The sequence below is a fragment of the Streptomyces sp. NPDC031225 genome, from assembly GCF_055570355.1.
The window spans coordinates 82,943-98,350 of sequence record NZ_JBVIHJ010000005.1; the positions used below are offsets into that span (position 1 = coordinate 82,943).

Sequence of the window (15,408 nt, forward strand, 5' to 3'; positions counted from 1 at the left end):
TCAGTAGCCGTACCGGCTTTTCAGGTGGCGCCAGAAGTCGCGCAGCATCCACTTGTCGAAGTCCGTGATCTGGGTCGCGCTGCCGGCCTTCATCAGGAAGCAGCACTGGCCCGTCGGAGTCCAGTCGTAGAAGTCGTCGAGGCCGAAGGTGTGGCCGACTTCGTGGAGATAGATATGGATGTTCTCCTGGGCGAGGGCCCCGGTGAAGTACTCCTGGCCGATGCGCTGGCCCCAGTCGCCTCCCGCTCCGCCCTGGAAGCCCTTGGTCAGCCAGAGCGACTGGTCGTAGTGGTGGGCCACGCCGCCGGGGCACTTCGAGTAGTTGCCGTCCTGGTGGAAGAAGCGGCCGCAGTCGGGGGCGCACTGCGGGGCACCTTCGGAGTCCAGGTTTCCGGCGTAGATGTCGACCGAGTTGTCGGTCCACTGCAGAGTGGAGCGGTTCTTGACCGCCCAGCCGACGATGTTGACGGGCACCGTGGTGTACGGCCAGGCGTTGGTACCGGTGCCGTTGTCGAGCATGGCCGCCGTCCACTTGCCGAACTGCTTCTTCAGAGCGGCGTGGACCTGGTCCCGCAGGGCGGCGCTGACCGGGGCGTCGGACTCCCAGCGGACGCAGTAGTTGACGCTTCCCTTGTTGGCCACGACCTGGTCCCAGCCGTAGTTGCGGAAGCCGTAGAGGTCGGGGTAGGTGGACTCGACGTGGTTCCACACCTCGCCCAGGGGCTGGACGAGGCCTGCGGGCGGGTTCCAGTTGTCCGCCGCCTGCGCCGGGGTCGCCGTCATGGCGGGGGTGGCGAACACCGCGAGCAGGGCGACGAGGACGGTGACGAGACGCACGATACGGGTGCGCATGGAGTGAACTCCCTTCGTGGGGGCCGGGATTTCACCACTGGGTTGCCGCCGCCCGCGAACGGGTTGCCCCCCTGCCGCACATGTCCCGGGCCGCGTCCGTGGCGAGGGCCGGGGACATCCGGACGACCTCGCTGAGCATCGAAACCCGAGCAGACTGTGACCCACCCCACAATCGATACGCTCCCGTTTCGATACCCCTCGGGCTAGCCTGACTCCCACGAGAACGAAACCGTTTCGTTCAGCAGATCGCCTGCTGGGCGAGGATGGAGTACGCCGCCATGACCAGCGTCCTCATCGCCACCGGCCAGTCACTTCAGCGTGTCGGCCTCCGTATGCTCCTGGAGTCCCAGCCCGACCTGACCGTCGTCGGCGAGGCGACACACGGGCCGGGGGCGGTCCGGCTGAGCGCCCTGCTCCGGCCGGACGTCGTCCTGTTGGACGGCCGTACTGCCGGCACGGACACCGTCGAGACCGTCCGCCGCATCGCCCACGCACCGGACGGGCCCGTCCCGCACGTCCTGCTCCTCACCTCGGGCGACGACACCTACCCCTACGGCGCGTTGCGCGCCGGGGCCGCCGGACATCTCCCCGAGGACGCCACCGCCGACGAACTGGTCGCGGCCGTCCGGGTCGTGGCCGCCGGTGACGTCGTGGTCTCCCCCGGACTGACCCGTGCGCTCATCGACGCCGTCCGCGATCAGCGTGCCGTCGACAGCAGCGTGTCGGGCGACCGGCTGGACACCCTCACGGGACGCGAGCGCGACGTGCTCACCGCGGTCGCCTGCGGTGACTCCAACGTCGAGATCGCCGACCGGCTCTGCATCGCCCCGACCACCGTGAAGTCCCACGTCAGCAACATCCTCACCAAGATCGGCGCCCGCGGCCGGGTCCAGGCAGTGGTCTTCGCCTACGAATCGGGCCTGGTCAGACCAACACAGCACGTCCTGCACGCATAGGCCCAGGCACGCCCTGCGGTGCCCGGTCGTCGCCTGCTTCTGATGCGCCGGCCGAGAACCGGGAGGAAGGCGAGCCGGTGCCCCCACTCACCCCTCCGTCGCCGAGCCGGGCCCCCTCCCGGGCGGCCGGGAAACGCCCTGCCCCTGTGGCGGTGGTTCCAACTTCCTGCACTGGCCCGCCCCGCGCACACTCGGCCCCGACGGACACCCGCGCGACGATCCGCTTCCTCGCGCCGATCCCCCGCGCCGGCGGCCACCACGGGTCGCCGAGCCCGTCAGCAGCTATGCGCCGTCACCCCCGAACAGGGCCGCACGGTCCAGCCTGGCCGAGGAGCGGCCGGACCCGGTTCTGCGCTTCCGGTACAGCGCCCTGACGGCCCACACCCATCGCATCCACTGCGACACCCCGTGCTGCCGTGACGCTTAGGGCTGTCCAGAGCTCGTCGTGCGCGATCCGCTGCCGGGCGTACCTCCACGTCGCCCCGCACCGAGAAAGCCGGCGCGCGACCGCCGAGGCCGCCGTCACCGTCGCCGTCACCGTCGCCTTCGCCGATCAGGCGGCTGTATAGCCGAGTTGGCGCCTCATGTAGGGCGTCATGAGGGTCTTCGACTTGGCCAGCGTGGTGGTCCGGCCGCCGAGGACCGCGGTCTCGCCGCCCGGCACGGGCAGCATGGTCACGCCGTCTGCAGGGCCGAAGGGCACGATCAGCGGGGTGCGGTGGATGGGCCGGTAGAAGCGGGGCTCCCTGCGGTGCCGGCCCGAACTGTTCAGCTGGGCACGGATGTTCCACGCGGCGAGGTCGGCCTGGGCGAGCGCGGCCGGGGTGATCTTGAGCTCGCTGGCGTCGTTGACGTCGCCGACGGCGAAGACGTCCACGTGCCCCTCGGCCCGCAGCGCGCGGTCGACCTTCACGTGCCCGGACGGGGTCAGCCACTCGCCGTGTCCGCCCAGGCGCAGCCAGAGGGTGTTGGGGGTGGTGCCGGTCGCCCAGAAGGAGAGGTCGGCGGTGATGACGTCGCCCCGGGCGTCTCGGTAGGTGCCGAAGTCGTTGCCCTGGGACATGAAGGTGTCGAGCCGTACCTCGACGTCGTGGGACTCCAGCCAGGCGCGCGCCTTGCGTCCGGCGCGTTCGCTTCCCGTGTTGTGGAGCAGCGCGGGACCGGAGTGGGCGAGCGTGACCCGGGCGTCCGGCCGGGCCAGCCGGATCTCCGCGCTGAGTTCCACTCCGGAGGGGCCGCCGCCGACGACGAGGACGTGCTCGGCGAGGGCGATCTTCTGCTGGTGTTCGGCGAAGGACTTCATCGCCTCCTCGGTGGTGGTTCCGCCGAAGCGGGCCGGTGCCGGGTAGTCGGCGCCGGTCGCGATGACCACCACGTCGTACGGCAGCCTCGTCCCGTCGGCCAGCGCCACCTGCCGCTGGGCGGTGTCGATGGTGACCACCTTGCCCACGACGACCCGGCCGTGGCGCAGCAGCCGGTCGTAGGGGATGAAGGGGGTGACGGTCCACTCCTTGCGCACGCCCGCGCGCAGGGAGGAGATGCGGTGGAAGAAGACCTCTTTGCGGTCCACCAGCGTGACCCGCGCCGTCGCGTCCAGCCGTTTCGCCAGCCGGACGCCCGCATAGCCGCCGCCGATCACCACTACGTCGCCGTCACGCACTCCGAGACTCCTGAACCGTGGGGGGAGGGAGTGCCATGGCGGACGAGCCGCTCCCCCGAGCACTCGGATGCCGGTGAGCGTAACCCTTGAAACCTAAAGTGTCAGTCGTGCCGTGTGTGATTTCTGTGAAGCTGTCTGACACCGCGGTGGGTGAGGTGCCCGCCGTTGACGGTCAGTTGTGCCGGTGCGTCCGCGAGGCGGCGGCGCCGCGACGGCGATGTCAGCCGAGCTCGTAGTCGAACCGGATGCGGTGGGTGCCGTCGGAGTCGACCGCGAGGCCGCCGGTGCCGGAGATCCCCGCCAGGTCCCCGGTGCCGCTGGCGGGAACGATGGTGAAGAACTCCGCGGTGCGGTCGCTGCCGGAGGTCGTCGCGGAGTGCACGAAGTTGAAGGCGCCGGACCGGCCGTGCAGCGAGCCCTCGAAGGACTCCATGGCCACGTAGGTGCCGACGCCCGACTCCTGGTCGTACGCGGCGGTGAACAGGGTCGACGAGCGGCCCGCGACCTCGCCCTCGAAGTGCTTCTCCATGGTCGCGACCCCGACGGGAAGCCCGGTGACCACGGCCGGCTCGGGCTTCAGCCCGGTCGGGACGAACGCTTTTACGCTGAAGGTTCCATCGGCTCTCATGGGCCGACCGTACCGACCGGGTCTGACAACGACCGCCCGAACAGGTCCGGTACTACTTCGGCGGGGTCGGCGTGTCGTGGGTGCGGTACATCGCCTGGACGTCCAGTTCCAGCTGGACCGTGGGGCCGACGACCGCGATGCCCCGGGCCAGCATCGAGCGCCAGTTCAGGGTGTAGTCCTCCCGGTGCAGCTCCGCCGTCGCGAGGGCCGCGCAGCGCAGTTCCTCGCCGTAGCCGCCGTTGACCGTGCCCAGGTACGTCGTGTCGAGGGCGACCGAACGGCTCACGCCGTGCATGGTCAGGCTTCCCTGAAGGGTCCACTTGCTGCCGCCCCGGTAGGCGAAGCGGCTGCTGACGAAGTCGATGTGGGGGAAGCGTTCGACGTGGAGGAAGTCGGCGGACCGCAGGTGGTTGTCGCGGGTGGTGTTGCCGGTGGTGATGCTGGAGGCGTCGATGCGGACCTGGACGCGGGACTGGGACATGTCCTGCGCGACCTGGATACCGCCCTCGAAGCGCTCGAAGCGGCCGTGCACATGGGCCATGCCGACGTGCTTGGCGATGAAGCGGATCGCGGTGTGCGGCGGATCGAACAACCAGACGCCGGGCGTGGGCAGTTGGAGCGCCTGGGCCGGTTGCAGCCGGACCCGCTCGGCGGGCGCCGTCGCACCCGGTCCGACATCGACCGTCTCGCGGTGCGGCTGCAGGCCTTCGGCGGCGGCCAGCAGGCTGTAGCGGCCGGGCGGCAGTACCGCGACGAAGTATCCGTAGGGGTCGGCCGTCCCGCGGGCCGCGACCCGGTGCGTGTCCAGGGCAGTGACGGTGACGTCGGCGCCCGCCATGGGCGAGCCCATCGGGTCGACGATCTCACGCGCCACGGCGCCCGCGCCGGACGGCAGGGGGACGGAGAGGCCCGCCGCCTCGGCAAGGGCAGCCTTGGACCGCCTGCGCCGGAGGAGTGCGAGGGCCATGATGTTCACCTTTCTTCGGGGATCACTGATGAGGGACGCGCGGTGGCCGTCCCTCGTACGCGGCCTCGAGGACCGACCGCACACCGTCCGCCGTCACTGGACGCGGGTTGGCGTACGGCTGTCCCGTCACCTGTACGGCCGCCTTCGCCACGTCGCCTTCATCGAAGCCGAGTTCGGCGAGAGAGCGCGGGGCGCCCAGGCGTCCGGCCAGCTCCCACAGGGCCTGTGACGGGTCGTCGGTGCCAAGTGCCCGTCTCAGCACGGTCAACGCATCCGGGATCGCCGGGGCGTTGTGGGCGAGGGCGTACGGCAGGACGACGGTGTGGGTCTCGGCGTGCGGGAGCCCGAAGGTGCCGCCGAGCACATGGCACAGTTTGTGGTGCAGCCCCATCGTGGTGGCCCCGAGGCAGGAGCCGCACAGCCACGCCGCGTAGAGCGCCCGCCCGCGTGCCTCCACGTCCCCCGGATCGGCGGCCAGCAGGGGCAGGGCTCCGGTCATCGCCCGGACGCCCTCCTCCGCCATGAGTGCGATCAGCGGCGAGGTGTCCGGGGCGTAGAGCGCCTCGACGGCGTGTGCGAGGGCGTTGACGCCGCTGGTCACGGTGAGGGGTACCGGCAGGGAGAGGGTCAGCTCGGGGTCGTAGACGACACTGCGGGGCTGGACCTTCGGGTCGCGCCCGGTGCGCTTGGCCCCGTTCTCGGTCAGGCCCCACACGGGGGTCATCTCGGAGCCCGAGTACGTCGACGGCACCGCGATCAGCGGCAGTCCGGTGCGCAGTGCGATCGCCTTGCCGAGGCCGATCGAGGAGCCGCCGCCGACCGCGACGACCCCGTCGGCCCCGGCCGCGCGGGCCGCCGCCACGGCACGGTCGGCGTCCTCGACGGGTACGTGCATACGGGCCTCGGCGTGCAGCCCCGCACAGGAGTCGCCGAGTGCGTCCGCGACCGCCCGCGCGACGGCTTCACCGCGGCTGCCGCACACGACCAACAGCCTTGACAGGCCCAGGTGTTCGGCCTCACCGGGGGTCGCGGTCAGGGCGGCGCCGGGCCGCAGGACGACCCGTCCGGGACGGCTCTCGTAGGTGAAGTCGCCCGTGAACGTCATGCGTTCGGCTCCAGGACGAGGTCGAAACGGGCGTGCCGGAACGGGTTCGGGATGCCGAACTCCGCTGCCAGGGACGGGTCGTCGGTCGTCGCGAAGTCCTTCACCAGACTCTGTTTCACGGCGAAGACCGCGTCGGAGTCCAGGTAGTCGCTGCCCGCGACGAAGATGTGCGTGGTGACGGGGGCGTGTCCGTCGGCGGCGGCGATGAAGTGGATGTGCGCGGGCCGGTAGGGATGCCGGCCGGTAGCGCGCAGCAGGTCGCCGACCGGGCCGTCGGTGGGGATCGGGTAGGGCGCCGGGACGCAGGTGCGGAACCAGAAACGGCCCTCGGTGTCGGCGGTGAACAGTCCCCGGCCGTTGCCCTCGGGCTGCACGTCGGGCTGCTGGACGTCGTAGAAGCCCTGGTCGTCGGCCTGCCAGACGTCGAGGACGGCGCCGGGCAGCGGGGTGCCGTCTGCCGACAGGACCCGGCCGCTGACCACGCACGGCTCGCTGCCGCCCACCAGGTCGATGTCGTCGCCCAGTTCCCGGACGGGCGACTCCGTCATGTGGAAGGGGCCGAGCACGGTGGACTCGGTGGCGCCCTGCACGCGGTCGCCGTTGAGGGTCTCCACCAGCATGGACACGCCGAGGACGTCCGAGAGGAGGATGAACTCCTGCCGGGTGTCGGTGCACTTCTGCCCGGTCGCGGTCAGGAAGGCGATCGCCTTCTCCCACTCCTGCTGGGTGAGCCGGCTCTCGCGCACGAAGTCGTGCAGATGGCCGATGAGGCCGGCGAGGAGTTCGCGCAGGCGTGGGTCGGCGGTCGCGTGGAGGCCGGCGACGGCCTCCTCGGTGACACCGGTCCCGATCGCATCGGTGGTCATCCCGGGTCCTCCTCGTCGACGTGGCGTTTCTTCCATGATTGCGCGCCCGGTGGGTTCGGGCGTGGCCTCAGGCGCGTCCGAGGATCCGCCGCAGCGCGTCCGAGAGAAGAGCCTCGGCGTCGGTGGCGGCGCTCGCGTGCCGGAACGCGACGAACCCGTCGGGCCGGACCAGCAGGGCGCCCGCGTCGGCGATCTCGCTCAGACGGGCCCAGTCGCCGTACGGGTCCTCGTACTGCCGGCCCGGTCCGATGACCACGGTGGCGATCTCGATGTCCTGCGCCTCGGCGGCCCGCACCCAGCTCTCGCCGCCGATGCCCGTGAGGAGGGTGAACCGGCCCTTGCCGACGGTGTCCAGGGTGGACAGCCTGCGGGTGCCGGAGGTGATCCAGGCGTGCGGGATGCGGGCACCGGGGCGGGTGGTGGGCTGGTGGTGCAGTTCGGGGTCGCGTGCGAAGGTCTCCTCGCCGGAGCCGTCGGGGACGATGGCGTCCGAGGTGTAGCGCTGGTTGAGGTCGACGCCGTGCGCGTTGAACTCGTACACCTTGAAGGCGATGGCCTCGCGGAGCCTGGCCCGCTGCTTCTCGGCGGCCTCGGTGGCGTCCTTGCGGACGGCGATGTTGGCCCACAGCTGCTCGGGGGTCTGCGGGGAGAGTCCGTCGAGGGCTTCGAAGATCGGGGCGGTCTCGCCGATGGACTGGTTGGCGCGGGTGACGATCTGCCTGCCGATCGGGGCGCGTTCGGCGGTGTAGGTGTCCAGGAGCTTCGGGGCTGCGGTGCCGTCGAGGACGAGCTTCAGTTTCCAGGCCAGGTTGTAGGAGTCCTGGATGGAGGTGTTGGAGCCGAGGCCGTTGGACGGCGGGTGGCGGTGGGTGGCGTCCCCGGCGCAGAAGACCCGGCCGGCGGAGTAGGTCTCGGCGTACATCTCGTTGACGGTCCAGGCCGAGGAGGACTTGATCGTCACGGGGATCTCGTCGTCGCCGACCAGCCGGCGCACGATCGACTCCGCGTACTCGGTGGTCAGGTCGGGGGCGCCCGCCGTGACGTCGTACCCCCACACGATCATCCACTCGTTCCACGGCCGCACGCAGCGCACCAGGCCCGCGCCGATGCCGCCGACGGTGGCGCCGGGGGCGAGGACCCAGTAGAGGGTGGAGGGGCGGTGGGCGGTGTACTTGGTCAGGTCCGCCTCGAAGACGATGTTGATGCTGCCGGCCACGCCCATCTGGCCGCCCATCGGCAGCCCGGCGTCCGCGGCGACCTTCGAGCGGCCGCCGTCCGCGCCGATCAGGTACTTGGCGCGGATCTCGTACGTGTCCCCGCGCAGCCGGTCCCGGACGGTGACCGTCACGCCGTCGGCGTCCTGGGTGTGGGAGAGGTACTCGGTCTGGAAGCGCAGGCTGGTGCCGCGGGCGACGGCCGCGTCGACGAGGACCGGCTCCATGAGGTGCTGCGGCATGTCGCACATGCGGGTGGGGCTGGCGAGTTCGTGGGCGGCCTGGACGAGCGGGTCGTTGCCCCAGGAGCGCACCCGGCCCAGTTCCTCGCCGGCGAGGCCGGTGCAGAAGGTCGTGTCGCCCATCAGGTGCTGCGGGGTCGCCCGCGCGACGACGTCCTGTTCGACGCCGAGGTCGCGCAGCACCTCCATGGTGCGCTGGTTGGTGATGTGCGCGCGGGGGGTGTCGGCGAGGCTCGCGTAGCGGGTGACGACGATGTGGGGGACGCCGTAGGTGCTCAGGGCGAGCGCGGCCGAGGCTCCGGCCGGGCCGCTGCCCACGATCAGGACGTCGGTCTCGACGGCAGTGGGCACGGGGACGCTCCTGGCGGGGACGCACGGACGACGGACAGTAGTGATCATGGTGCCGTGCGGCGGCGCGCGGGTGTCTCAATACGAGACACCGGGTGACACAGGGGGCGCTCGTCGCCTGTCCGGTCGTACGGGGCACGCGTTGCCCCGTCACCTTGCCCGTCAGGACGGGTACTCGTTGCGTGTTCAACCGAACCCGCTACGGTGGAGACGTCGTGACCACCACAGAGCAGTCCCCCGCAGTCCACGCCCTCCCACCGCTGCGAGTGGCGCGTGAGCGCTTCCTGTCCGGGCGCCCGTTGCCCGACGGCGTGCCGGAAGAAGTCCTTGCGGCGTGGCGGCGGGCGCGTTTCTTCGGCGTACCGCACGACCTCAGGGGGCCCGTCACCGATCCGCCGCGGCCGGTCGAATCACCGCTGCTCGGCGCGGCCCGGCCCGTGCTCGAACGCATCGCCCCCGCACTCGGCACCGACCGCTCGGTCCTGATCCTCACCGACGCACGGCTGCGCGTGCTGTGGACGTCCGGGAGCGCGCCCGGACTCGCCCCGTGCCCCGGCCTTTCGGAGCAGGAGGTCGGCCACAACAGCGCGGCGCTCGCCCTGCGCAGCCGGCGCCGGGCCGAGGTGCACGGGCCCGAGCACTTCCTCGACGTGTGGCAGGACCTGTCGGCGGTCAGCGTCCCGGTGCACGCGCCGAAGAGCGGACAGGTACTCGGCACGCTCACCGTCGCCTCGCACCTGTGCGGCGGATGTCCGCCGCATCCGCAGGCCGCGCTCGCCGAGGCCGCCGCCGCCGCGGTGGAGGCCGAACTGCTCGCCCGGGCGGGCCGGCCCGAACAGGTCCTCCTGGAGGCCTACCTGCGGGCCGCTCGCGGGGAGGACCGCGCGGTGGCCGCACTGGACGGCCGCAACCGACTGCTCAGCGCGGCGGCGGAGCGGCTGGCGACTCCGCAGACGCTTCGGGCTCTTGAGCGTACGGCGGTGGCGGCGCGGCACACGGACGCGCCGCCCGCCGTCGAGCTGCCCGAGGGGGCCGGGTGCACCGCGCGGATCGACGTGGTGCGGCAGGGCGGGGCGGTCCTGGGGATCGTGGCCGTCCTGGAGCCGCGGGGCGAGAACGCACCGCGCCCCCGACTGCGCCGGCCGCCCTTCCTGACCGGCTCTTCCCTGCCGTGGCGGTACGCCGTCGAACGCGCCGCCGAGCTGGCCCGCTCCCCCGAGCCCGTGCTGCTGACCGGCGAACGCGGAACGGGGAAGACCGCGCTGGCCCGGGAGTTGCTGGGCGCGGTCTCCGCGCAGGTCGTCGACGCGGCCGAGGACGGCGCCCTCGACGGGGACCTGGCGGAGTGGACCACGGGAAGTCCGCTGCTGCTGCGGCACGCGGAGCGGCTCACGCAGCCGGCCGTGGCCACCCTCAACTCCCTGCTCGACGCCCACCCGGACACCCGGCTGCTGGTCACCCACACACCCGGCACGCCGCCCGGCCCGTGTCTCCAGCGGCTCCTCGACAAGCTGGCCGCCCGCACGGTCACCCTGCCGCCGTTGCGTGAACGGACCGAGGACATAAGGGAGTTGCTGTCCGCCCTCGCTCCGCGCCCGGCACCGGGAAGTCCTCCGCTGACCTGGACCCTGGACGCCCTGCGCGCCCTCGAACAACACCCGTGGCCCGGGAACGTCACCGAACTCGCCCACGTCGTACAGGCGTTGGCGGAACACCGACGGGCCTCGGGGCCGGTCCGCCGGGCCGAACTGCCGGACAACGTGCGGGAAGGTCCCGCCGTCCGCCCGCTCAGCCCGATGGAACACGCCGAACGCGCCACGATCCTGGAGTCACTGCACCGGCACGGCGGCAACAAGTCCCGCGCGGCGGCGGCGCTGGGCATCGGCCGGGCGACCCTGTACCGCAAGCTGCGGGAGTACGAGGGCTGAGGACCCCGCCGTGGCGGAAGCCGTCGCCGGACACCGGCCGGGGCGAGACCGAACGGGACGTCCATTCGGCACCCGCGCGCGCACTGATCTTCGACGGCGTGCTCACGGCCTGCGGCTTCGCGTCGGACGAGCGGGACCCCGGCTCCTCGGCGTCCGTGCGGGGCCGGATCGCCAAAGCTCCTCAGACAGCGCCCCTGCCCGGACAGCCGGATCGGCGGGGCGCGTGTCCGGGGCGGAGCAGGCCTGCATAACGTAGGAGGAGATCACCACCTGGGAGCGTGCATGACCCGTAGCCGTCGTAAGAGATCTGGCGACGCCTTCGACACCATCGAGCCTCCGGGCGACGTCGAACTCGTCGCCGGGGTCGTGACCGTCACGGGCCTGGTGGAGGTCCTCGGCGCGGTGTCCGGGTCCGAGGTGTGGCTGCTCGGCCTGCTGGTCTTCCTGCCGGGAGCCGCCTCGGCGCTGGGCACGGTCCGCCAGACCACGTTCGTCGCGGTGTGGACCACGCTGGTCGTCACCACCAGCGTGCTGCTGCGGGACCGTGAAGCGGGTCACTGGTCCGACCGGCTCCTGCTGATTCTCTTCACCGTGGCGCTGGCCGCCACCTCCGTCTACGGATGCCACCGGCGGATCAGACGCGAGCACGCCATGCTGCGGCTGCGCTCCACCGCCGCGGCCATGCAGCGGCACATCCTGCATCCCCTTCCCCTGCTCACCGACGACGTGCTGGTCAACGGCGTGTACGAGCCGCTCCAGGAGGACCGGCTCGTCGGCGGCGACATCTACGACGTCGTCGACTCACCCTTCGGGACCCGGGTGCTGATCGGGGACGTGCAGGGCAAGGGCCTCACCGCGGTGGGCGCCGCGTTCGCCGTCATCGGCGCGTTCCGGGAGGCGGCGCACCGCGAGCCCACCCTCACCGCGCTCGTGGACGCCCTGGACGCGGCGGTGGTGCGGCACAACTCGTATGCCGCGCACACCGGCGACGACGAACGGTTCGTCACCGCCCTCATCGTCTGCGTCGGCGCGGACACCGAGGTGCAGGCCGTCAACTGCGGACACGTCCTGCCCCACGTCCTGTACGACGGCGCGGTCAGCACGCCCGAACTGGAGCCCGGCGTGCCGCTGGGCCTGGCCGAGCTGGCCGACGAACCCACGACGGTCGGCTGGTTCGAGTTCCCCGAGGGCGCCACGCTGCTGCTGAGCACCGACGGCCTCACGGAGACCCGCTCGGCGGACGGCACGTTCTACCCGGTCGACGACCGTCTGACGAAGCACGTCGCCCTCTCCCCCACCGAGCTGCCGCAGTTCCTCCACGACGACGCCCGCTCCTTCGCCGGCCGCGGCGGCCCGCACGACGACGTCGCCGTCCTGACCGTCCGCCGCTCCCGGCGGCTCTGAGTCCGCTCCCGCGTCCCGTCGTCCCCCCGCCGTGGCATCGGCTCCATGGACACGCCTGCGCCGCTGACCGACGGTTCTTCCGACGAGGAGGCGGACGCTTTGCAGCGACTGCGGCCACGGCTGCTCGGAATCGCCCACCGGATCCTGGGCAGTGTGTCCGAGGCCGAGGCCGAGGACGTGGCGCAGGACGCGTGGCTGCGGTGGCAGGACACCGACCGGGGCGAGGTGCTCGACCCGGGGGCGTTCCTGACGAAGATCACCACCCGGCTCGCCATCGACGTGGCCCAGTCGGCGCGGTGCGCCGCGAGGCGTACCCGGGACCGTGGCTGCCGGAGCCCGTGGACACCAGCGTGGATTCGCAGGTCGGCGCCGAGCGGGGCGAGGCGCTGGAGAGCGCGGCCCGGCGGACACCGGCCTCCTTCTCCGTCGCGGTGAGGTTCCGCGTCGCGCGTGTGGAGAAGTCGACGGCGGCCTCCCTCTCGAAGGCGGCGAGTTGGCCACGTCCACGACCGGCTCCGCCCGAGGCCTGCTCCGGTGACGGTGTCGACGCCTGTGCTGGGCGCGGCCGCCACGGCCTCGTGACCGCTGCTCCGGAGCAGGTTCACCGCCTGCGATCCGATGCGCCCCGTGCCTCCGATGACGACGATCTTCAGCTCTGTCTCCCTTTCCCGTTCGAGGCTCTGTACAGCAGGACAGGACAGCAGCGGGTTCTGTGACAGCGACGCACGGAAACTAATTGCAACTTTGACAAAACACGGGCCGGAGGTGAACGCGTGGTGCTAAGAATTGGCCGAAGCCACTCTCGTTGCGCACGTTCGCGCGGATTCCGCGGCGCGCCGGTCTGAACAATTCCCCATGCGCCCCACGTTCTTGAGTGTGCAGGACACGAGGCGACCCAGAACCGTGAGGCCATCTTGTCGAACACCTCATCCGCCGCCCCCAGAGGGCTGTGGACCCGCAACTGGCGCGTGGCCAGAAAGCTCCAGGCCATCCTCCTCATCCCGGTGATCGTCGCCCTCGTCCTCGGCGGCTTCCGCGTCAAACATTCGGTGGACACCTGGCAGGACGCCGACGACGCGGTTCGGGTGGCGGAGCTGGTCCAGGCCGCGAACAAGTACGCGAGCGACGCCATCAACGAGCGCGACGTGTCGGTCACCCCGCTGGTCAAGGGCGACCGGACGTCGAGCGTGGTCACCAAGGCGCGGGCCATCACCGACGCGGACGCGAAGGCGTTCGACGAGGCGGTGAAACGGATGCCGCAGACCCCCGGCCTGCTGCGCCGCGTCGACCTCGTCCGCACGGGTGAGAAGCAACTCGCCACCGTACGCGCGAGCGCCTTCACCTCCCGGCTGACCGGTGTGCAGACCGAGGAGAGCTACCACGCCGTCCAGCACCCGCTGATGGAGATCTCCAACGAACTCGGCTTCGGCAGCAGCAACGGGGCGAGCTTCGGCCGCACCCTGTACGCCGCCTCCCTCACCCAGGCCGCCGAGTCCCTGATCCGGGCCATCGGCACCCACCTCCTGGTCGAGGACCGCAGCAAGCTCGCCGACGGCGAACTCCAGGTCCAGCTCGGCTCGTTCAGCTCCTACGTCTATCTCGAACAGGTCGGGCTCCAGGAGTACGCCGGTGCCGGGACCGACGCGGACATGACCCGGCTGCGCAAGGCGCTCTCCGACGCGCAGAAGCTCGGCATGGAACAGGCCACCGAGGCCCAGACACAGGCCGAGGCGGCCGGGAAGACCTTCGTGGCCCCGCCGAGCCTGGCGAAGATGACCAGCGAGATCGCCTCGGGCAAGTCGGCCGCGCAGCTCGCCGCGCAGGGCATCACGTCCGAGACCTTCTTCGCCGCCTCCACCCTCAGCTTCGACGCGTACCGCAGCGTCGAGGTCTACCTCACCGACACCGCGTTGGCGCAGGCACAGTCGATCGCCGACGACGCCCGCAACGACGCGATCATCAACGCCGTGCTCGTGCTCGCCGCGGTGCTCGCCGCCTTCCTGCTCGCCGCCTGGGTGGCCCGGACGATGAGCACCAGCATGCGCAGGCTCAGCACCTCCGCCCACGAGATCGCCGAGCAACGGCTGCCCGCGCTGCTGACCCAGCTCACCCGGGCCATTCCCGGCCGGGTCGACGCCCAGGTGGCACCGATCCCGATCACCACGACGGACGAGATCGGCGAGGTCGCCCGCGCCTTCGACCACGTCCATCGCGAGGCCGTCCGGCTGGCCGCCGAACAGGCACTGCTGCGCGCCAACATCAACACGATCTTCAGCAACCTGGCGCGCCGCAACCAGTCGCTGATCGAGCGGCAACTCGCCCTGATCACCAGCCTCGAGGGCAAGGAGGCCGACCCCGACCAGCTGTCCAACCTCTTCAGGCTGGACCACCTGGCCACCCGTGTGCGCCGCAACGGCGAGAACCTGCTCGTGCTCGGCGGCGAGACCCCCGCCCAGCAGTGGGATCAGCCGCTCCCCCTGGTCGACGTGATCCGGGCCGCGGCCTCGGAGGTCGAGCAGTACGAGCGCGTCGAGCTGTCGGGGGTCCCGGAGGCCGAGATCCACGGTCGTGCCGTGACCGACCTGGTGCACCTGCTCGCCGAACTCCTGGAGAACGCGACGACGTTCTCGTCGCCGCACTCCATGGTCCGGGTCACCGCGGCGCGGCTGCCCGACGGCCGGATCATGATCGAGATGCATGACAGCGGCATCGGGCTGCCTCCCGAGGAGATGGCCGACATCAACCACCACCTGGCCGACCCGCCGACCGTGGACGTCGCGATCTCCCAGCGCATGGGCCTGTACGTGGTCGGCCGGCTGGCCGACCGGCACGGCATCCGCGTCCAGCTGCGCCCGTCCGACGGCGGCCAGGGCATCACCGCCCTGGCCATGCTGCCGGACACGATCACCTACCGGTCACCGGGGGCGGCGGAATCCGACGCCGACACCCTGGCGCTGGCCGCCTTCGCGGAGGCCGGCTTCCCCGACGGCCCCAGCCGTGCGTACGAGTCCTGGGACGAGCGGTAGGCACCCTGCGCAACAGCACCCGTGCCGGAGCATCCAGCTCTGCGGCGGGTGCGCCGATCCGGGTGGACGGGGCTGTACCAGAGGGCGACCTCGGACAGCGACGGCTTCGTGACCTCGTCCACCAGTGCCCACGCGCACACCTCGCCGACGCTCAACCCGACGTCGGACAGGGCGAGACAGGCAGTGGGCTCCCGACCGATCCTGGCCGGGAG

11 protein-coding genes and 1 pseudogene are annotated in these 15,408 nt (G+C 71.5%); 5 read left to right on the plus strand and 7 right to left on the minus strand.

Annotated features, from left to right (window positions below; all coding sequences use genetic code 11):
- On the minus strand, window positions 1-852 hold the full coding sequence (locus ACZ48Z_RS09965; protein ID WP_468735323.1) for a hypothetical protein: 852 nt from the start codon (window positions 850-852) through the stop codon (window positions 1-3).
- Window positions 853-1,130: 278 nt separating this feature from the next.
- Here ACZ48Z_RS09965 and ACZ48Z_RS09970 point away from each other — a divergent pair, with 278 nt between their 5' ends.
- Window positions 1,131-1,808: a LuxR C-terminal-related transcriptional regulator gene (locus ACZ48Z_RS09970; protein ID WP_468735324.1), complete on the plus strand. Its 678-nt coding sequence runs from the start codon at window positions 1,131-1,133 to the stop codon at window positions 1,806-1,808.
- A gap of 553 nt (window positions 1,809-2,361) precedes the next feature.
- On the opposite strand, the gene ACZ48Z_RS09975 is transcribed toward ACZ48Z_RS09970, so the two are convergent.
- The 6 genes from ACZ48Z_RS09975 to ACZ48Z_RS10000 form a co-directional block, all read right to left on the minus strand.
- Window positions 2,362-3,468: an NAD(P)/FAD-dependent oxidoreductase gene (locus ACZ48Z_RS09975; RefSeq protein WP_468735325.1), complete on the minus strand. Its 1,107-nt coding sequence runs from the start codon at window positions 3,466-3,468 to the stop codon at window positions 2,362-2,364.
- A 220-nt stretch (window positions 3,469-3,688) separates the two neighbouring features.
- Window positions 3,689-4,096 carry a DUF3224 domain-containing protein gene (locus tag ACZ48Z_RS09980; RefSeq protein ID WP_468735326.1) on the minus strand — a complete coding sequence of 136 codons (408 nt, stop codon included), beginning with the start codon at window positions 4,094-4,096 and terminating at the stop codon, window positions 3,689-3,691.
- Window positions 4,097-4,148: 52 nt separating this feature from the next.
- Window positions 4,149-5,063: a YceI family protein gene (locus ACZ48Z_RS09985; protein WP_468735327.1), complete on the minus strand. Its 915-nt coding sequence runs from the start codon at window positions 5,061-5,063 to the stop codon at window positions 4,149-4,151.
- A 22-nt stretch (window positions 5,064-5,085) separates the two neighbouring features.
- On the minus strand, window positions 5,086-6,168 hold the full coding sequence (locus ACZ48Z_RS09990) for a maleylacetate reductase (protein WP_468735328.1): 1,083 nt from the start codon (window positions 6,166-6,168) through the stop codon (window positions 5,086-5,088).
- Window positions 6,165-7,034: an intradiol ring-cleavage dioxygenase gene (locus ACZ48Z_RS09995; RefSeq protein ID WP_468735329.1), complete on the minus strand. Its 870-nt coding sequence runs from the start codon at window positions 7,032-7,034 to the stop codon at window positions 6,165-6,167. Before ACZ48Z_RS09995 ends, ACZ48Z_RS09990 begins: the two co-directional genes overlap by 4 nt.
- Window positions 7,035-7,101: 67 nt before the next feature.
- Window positions 7,102-8,889 carry an FAD-dependent oxidoreductase gene (locus ACZ48Z_RS10000; protein ID WP_468735330.1) on the minus strand — a complete coding sequence of 596 codons (1,788 nt, stop codon included), beginning with the start codon at window positions 8,887-8,889 and terminating at the stop codon, window positions 7,102-7,104.
- Window positions 8,890-9,053: 164 nt separating this feature from the next.
- Between ACZ48Z_RS10000 and ACZ48Z_RS10005 the strand changes: the two genes are divergently transcribed.
- The 4 genes and pseudogenes from ACZ48Z_RS10005 (at window position 9,054) to ACZ48Z_RS10020 (ending at window position 15,196) form a co-directional block, all read left to right on the plus strand.
- A complete protein-coding gene (locus tag ACZ48Z_RS10005; RefSeq protein WP_468735331.1) occupies window positions 9,054-10,766 on the plus strand; it encodes a sigma-54-dependent Fis family transcriptional regulator in 1,713 nt (570 codons plus the stop codon).
- A gap of 282 nt (window positions 10,767-11,048) precedes the next feature.
- The gene (locus ACZ48Z_RS10010) at window positions 11,049-12,170 is read left to right on the plus strand and encodes a PP2C family protein-serine/threonine phosphatase (RefSeq protein ID WP_468735332.1); all 1,122 of its coding nucleotides are present in this window, start codon (window positions 11,049-11,051) and stop codon (window positions 12,168-12,170) included.
- Between the two features lie 45 nt (window positions 12,171-12,215).
- Window positions 12,216-12,568 (plus strand): annotated as a pseudogene (locus ACZ48Z_RS10015) (sigma factor); the annotation flags it as partial.
- A gap of 516 nt (window positions 12,569-13,084) precedes the next feature.
- Window positions 13,085-15,196, plus strand: a complete 2,112-nt coding sequence (locus ACZ48Z_RS10020) for a nitrate- and nitrite sensing domain-containing protein (protein ID WP_468735333.1) — start codon at window positions 13,085-13,087, stop codon at window positions 15,194-15,196.
- The last annotated feature ends 212 nt before the right edge of the window (window positions 15,197-15,408 follow it).

What these genes read in the sequence shown, in the direction of transcription:
- ACZ48Z_RS09995 (WP_468735329.1), bottom strand. Translation starts at nt 7,034, where the DNA reads ATGACCACCGATGCGATCGGGACCGGTGTCACCGAGGAGGCCGTCGCC.
- ACZ48Z_RS10010 (WP_468735332.1), top strand. Translation starts at nt 11,049, where the DNA reads ATGACCCGTAGCCGTCGTAAGAGATCTGGCGACGCCTTCGACACCATC.
- ACZ48Z_RS09970 (WP_468735324.1), top strand. Translation starts at nt 1,131, where the DNA reads ATGACCAGCGTCCTCATCGCCACCGGCCAGTCACTTCAGCGTGTCGGC.
- ACZ48Z_RS10000 (WP_468735330.1), bottom strand. Translation starts at nt 8,889, where the DNA reads ATGATCACTACTGTCCGTCGTCCGTGCGTCCCCGCCAGGAGCGTCCCC.
- ACZ48Z_RS09980 (WP_468735326.1), bottom strand. Translation starts at nt 4,096, where the DNA reads ATGAGAGCCGATGGAACCTTCAGCGTAAAAGCGTTCGTCCCGACCGGG.
- ACZ48Z_RS09965 (WP_468735323.1), bottom strand. Translation starts at nt 852, where the DNA reads ATGCGCACCCGTATCGTGCGTCTCGTCACCGTCCTCGTCGCCCTGCTC.
- ACZ48Z_RS09985 (WP_468735327.1), bottom strand. Translation starts at nt 5,063, where the DNA reads ATGGCCCTCGCACTCCTCCGGCGCAGGCGGTCCAAGGCTGCCCTTGCC.
- ACZ48Z_RS09990 (WP_468735328.1), bottom strand. Translation starts at nt 6,168, where the DNA reads ATGACGTTCACGGGCGACTTCACCTACGAGAGCCGTCCCGGACGGGTC.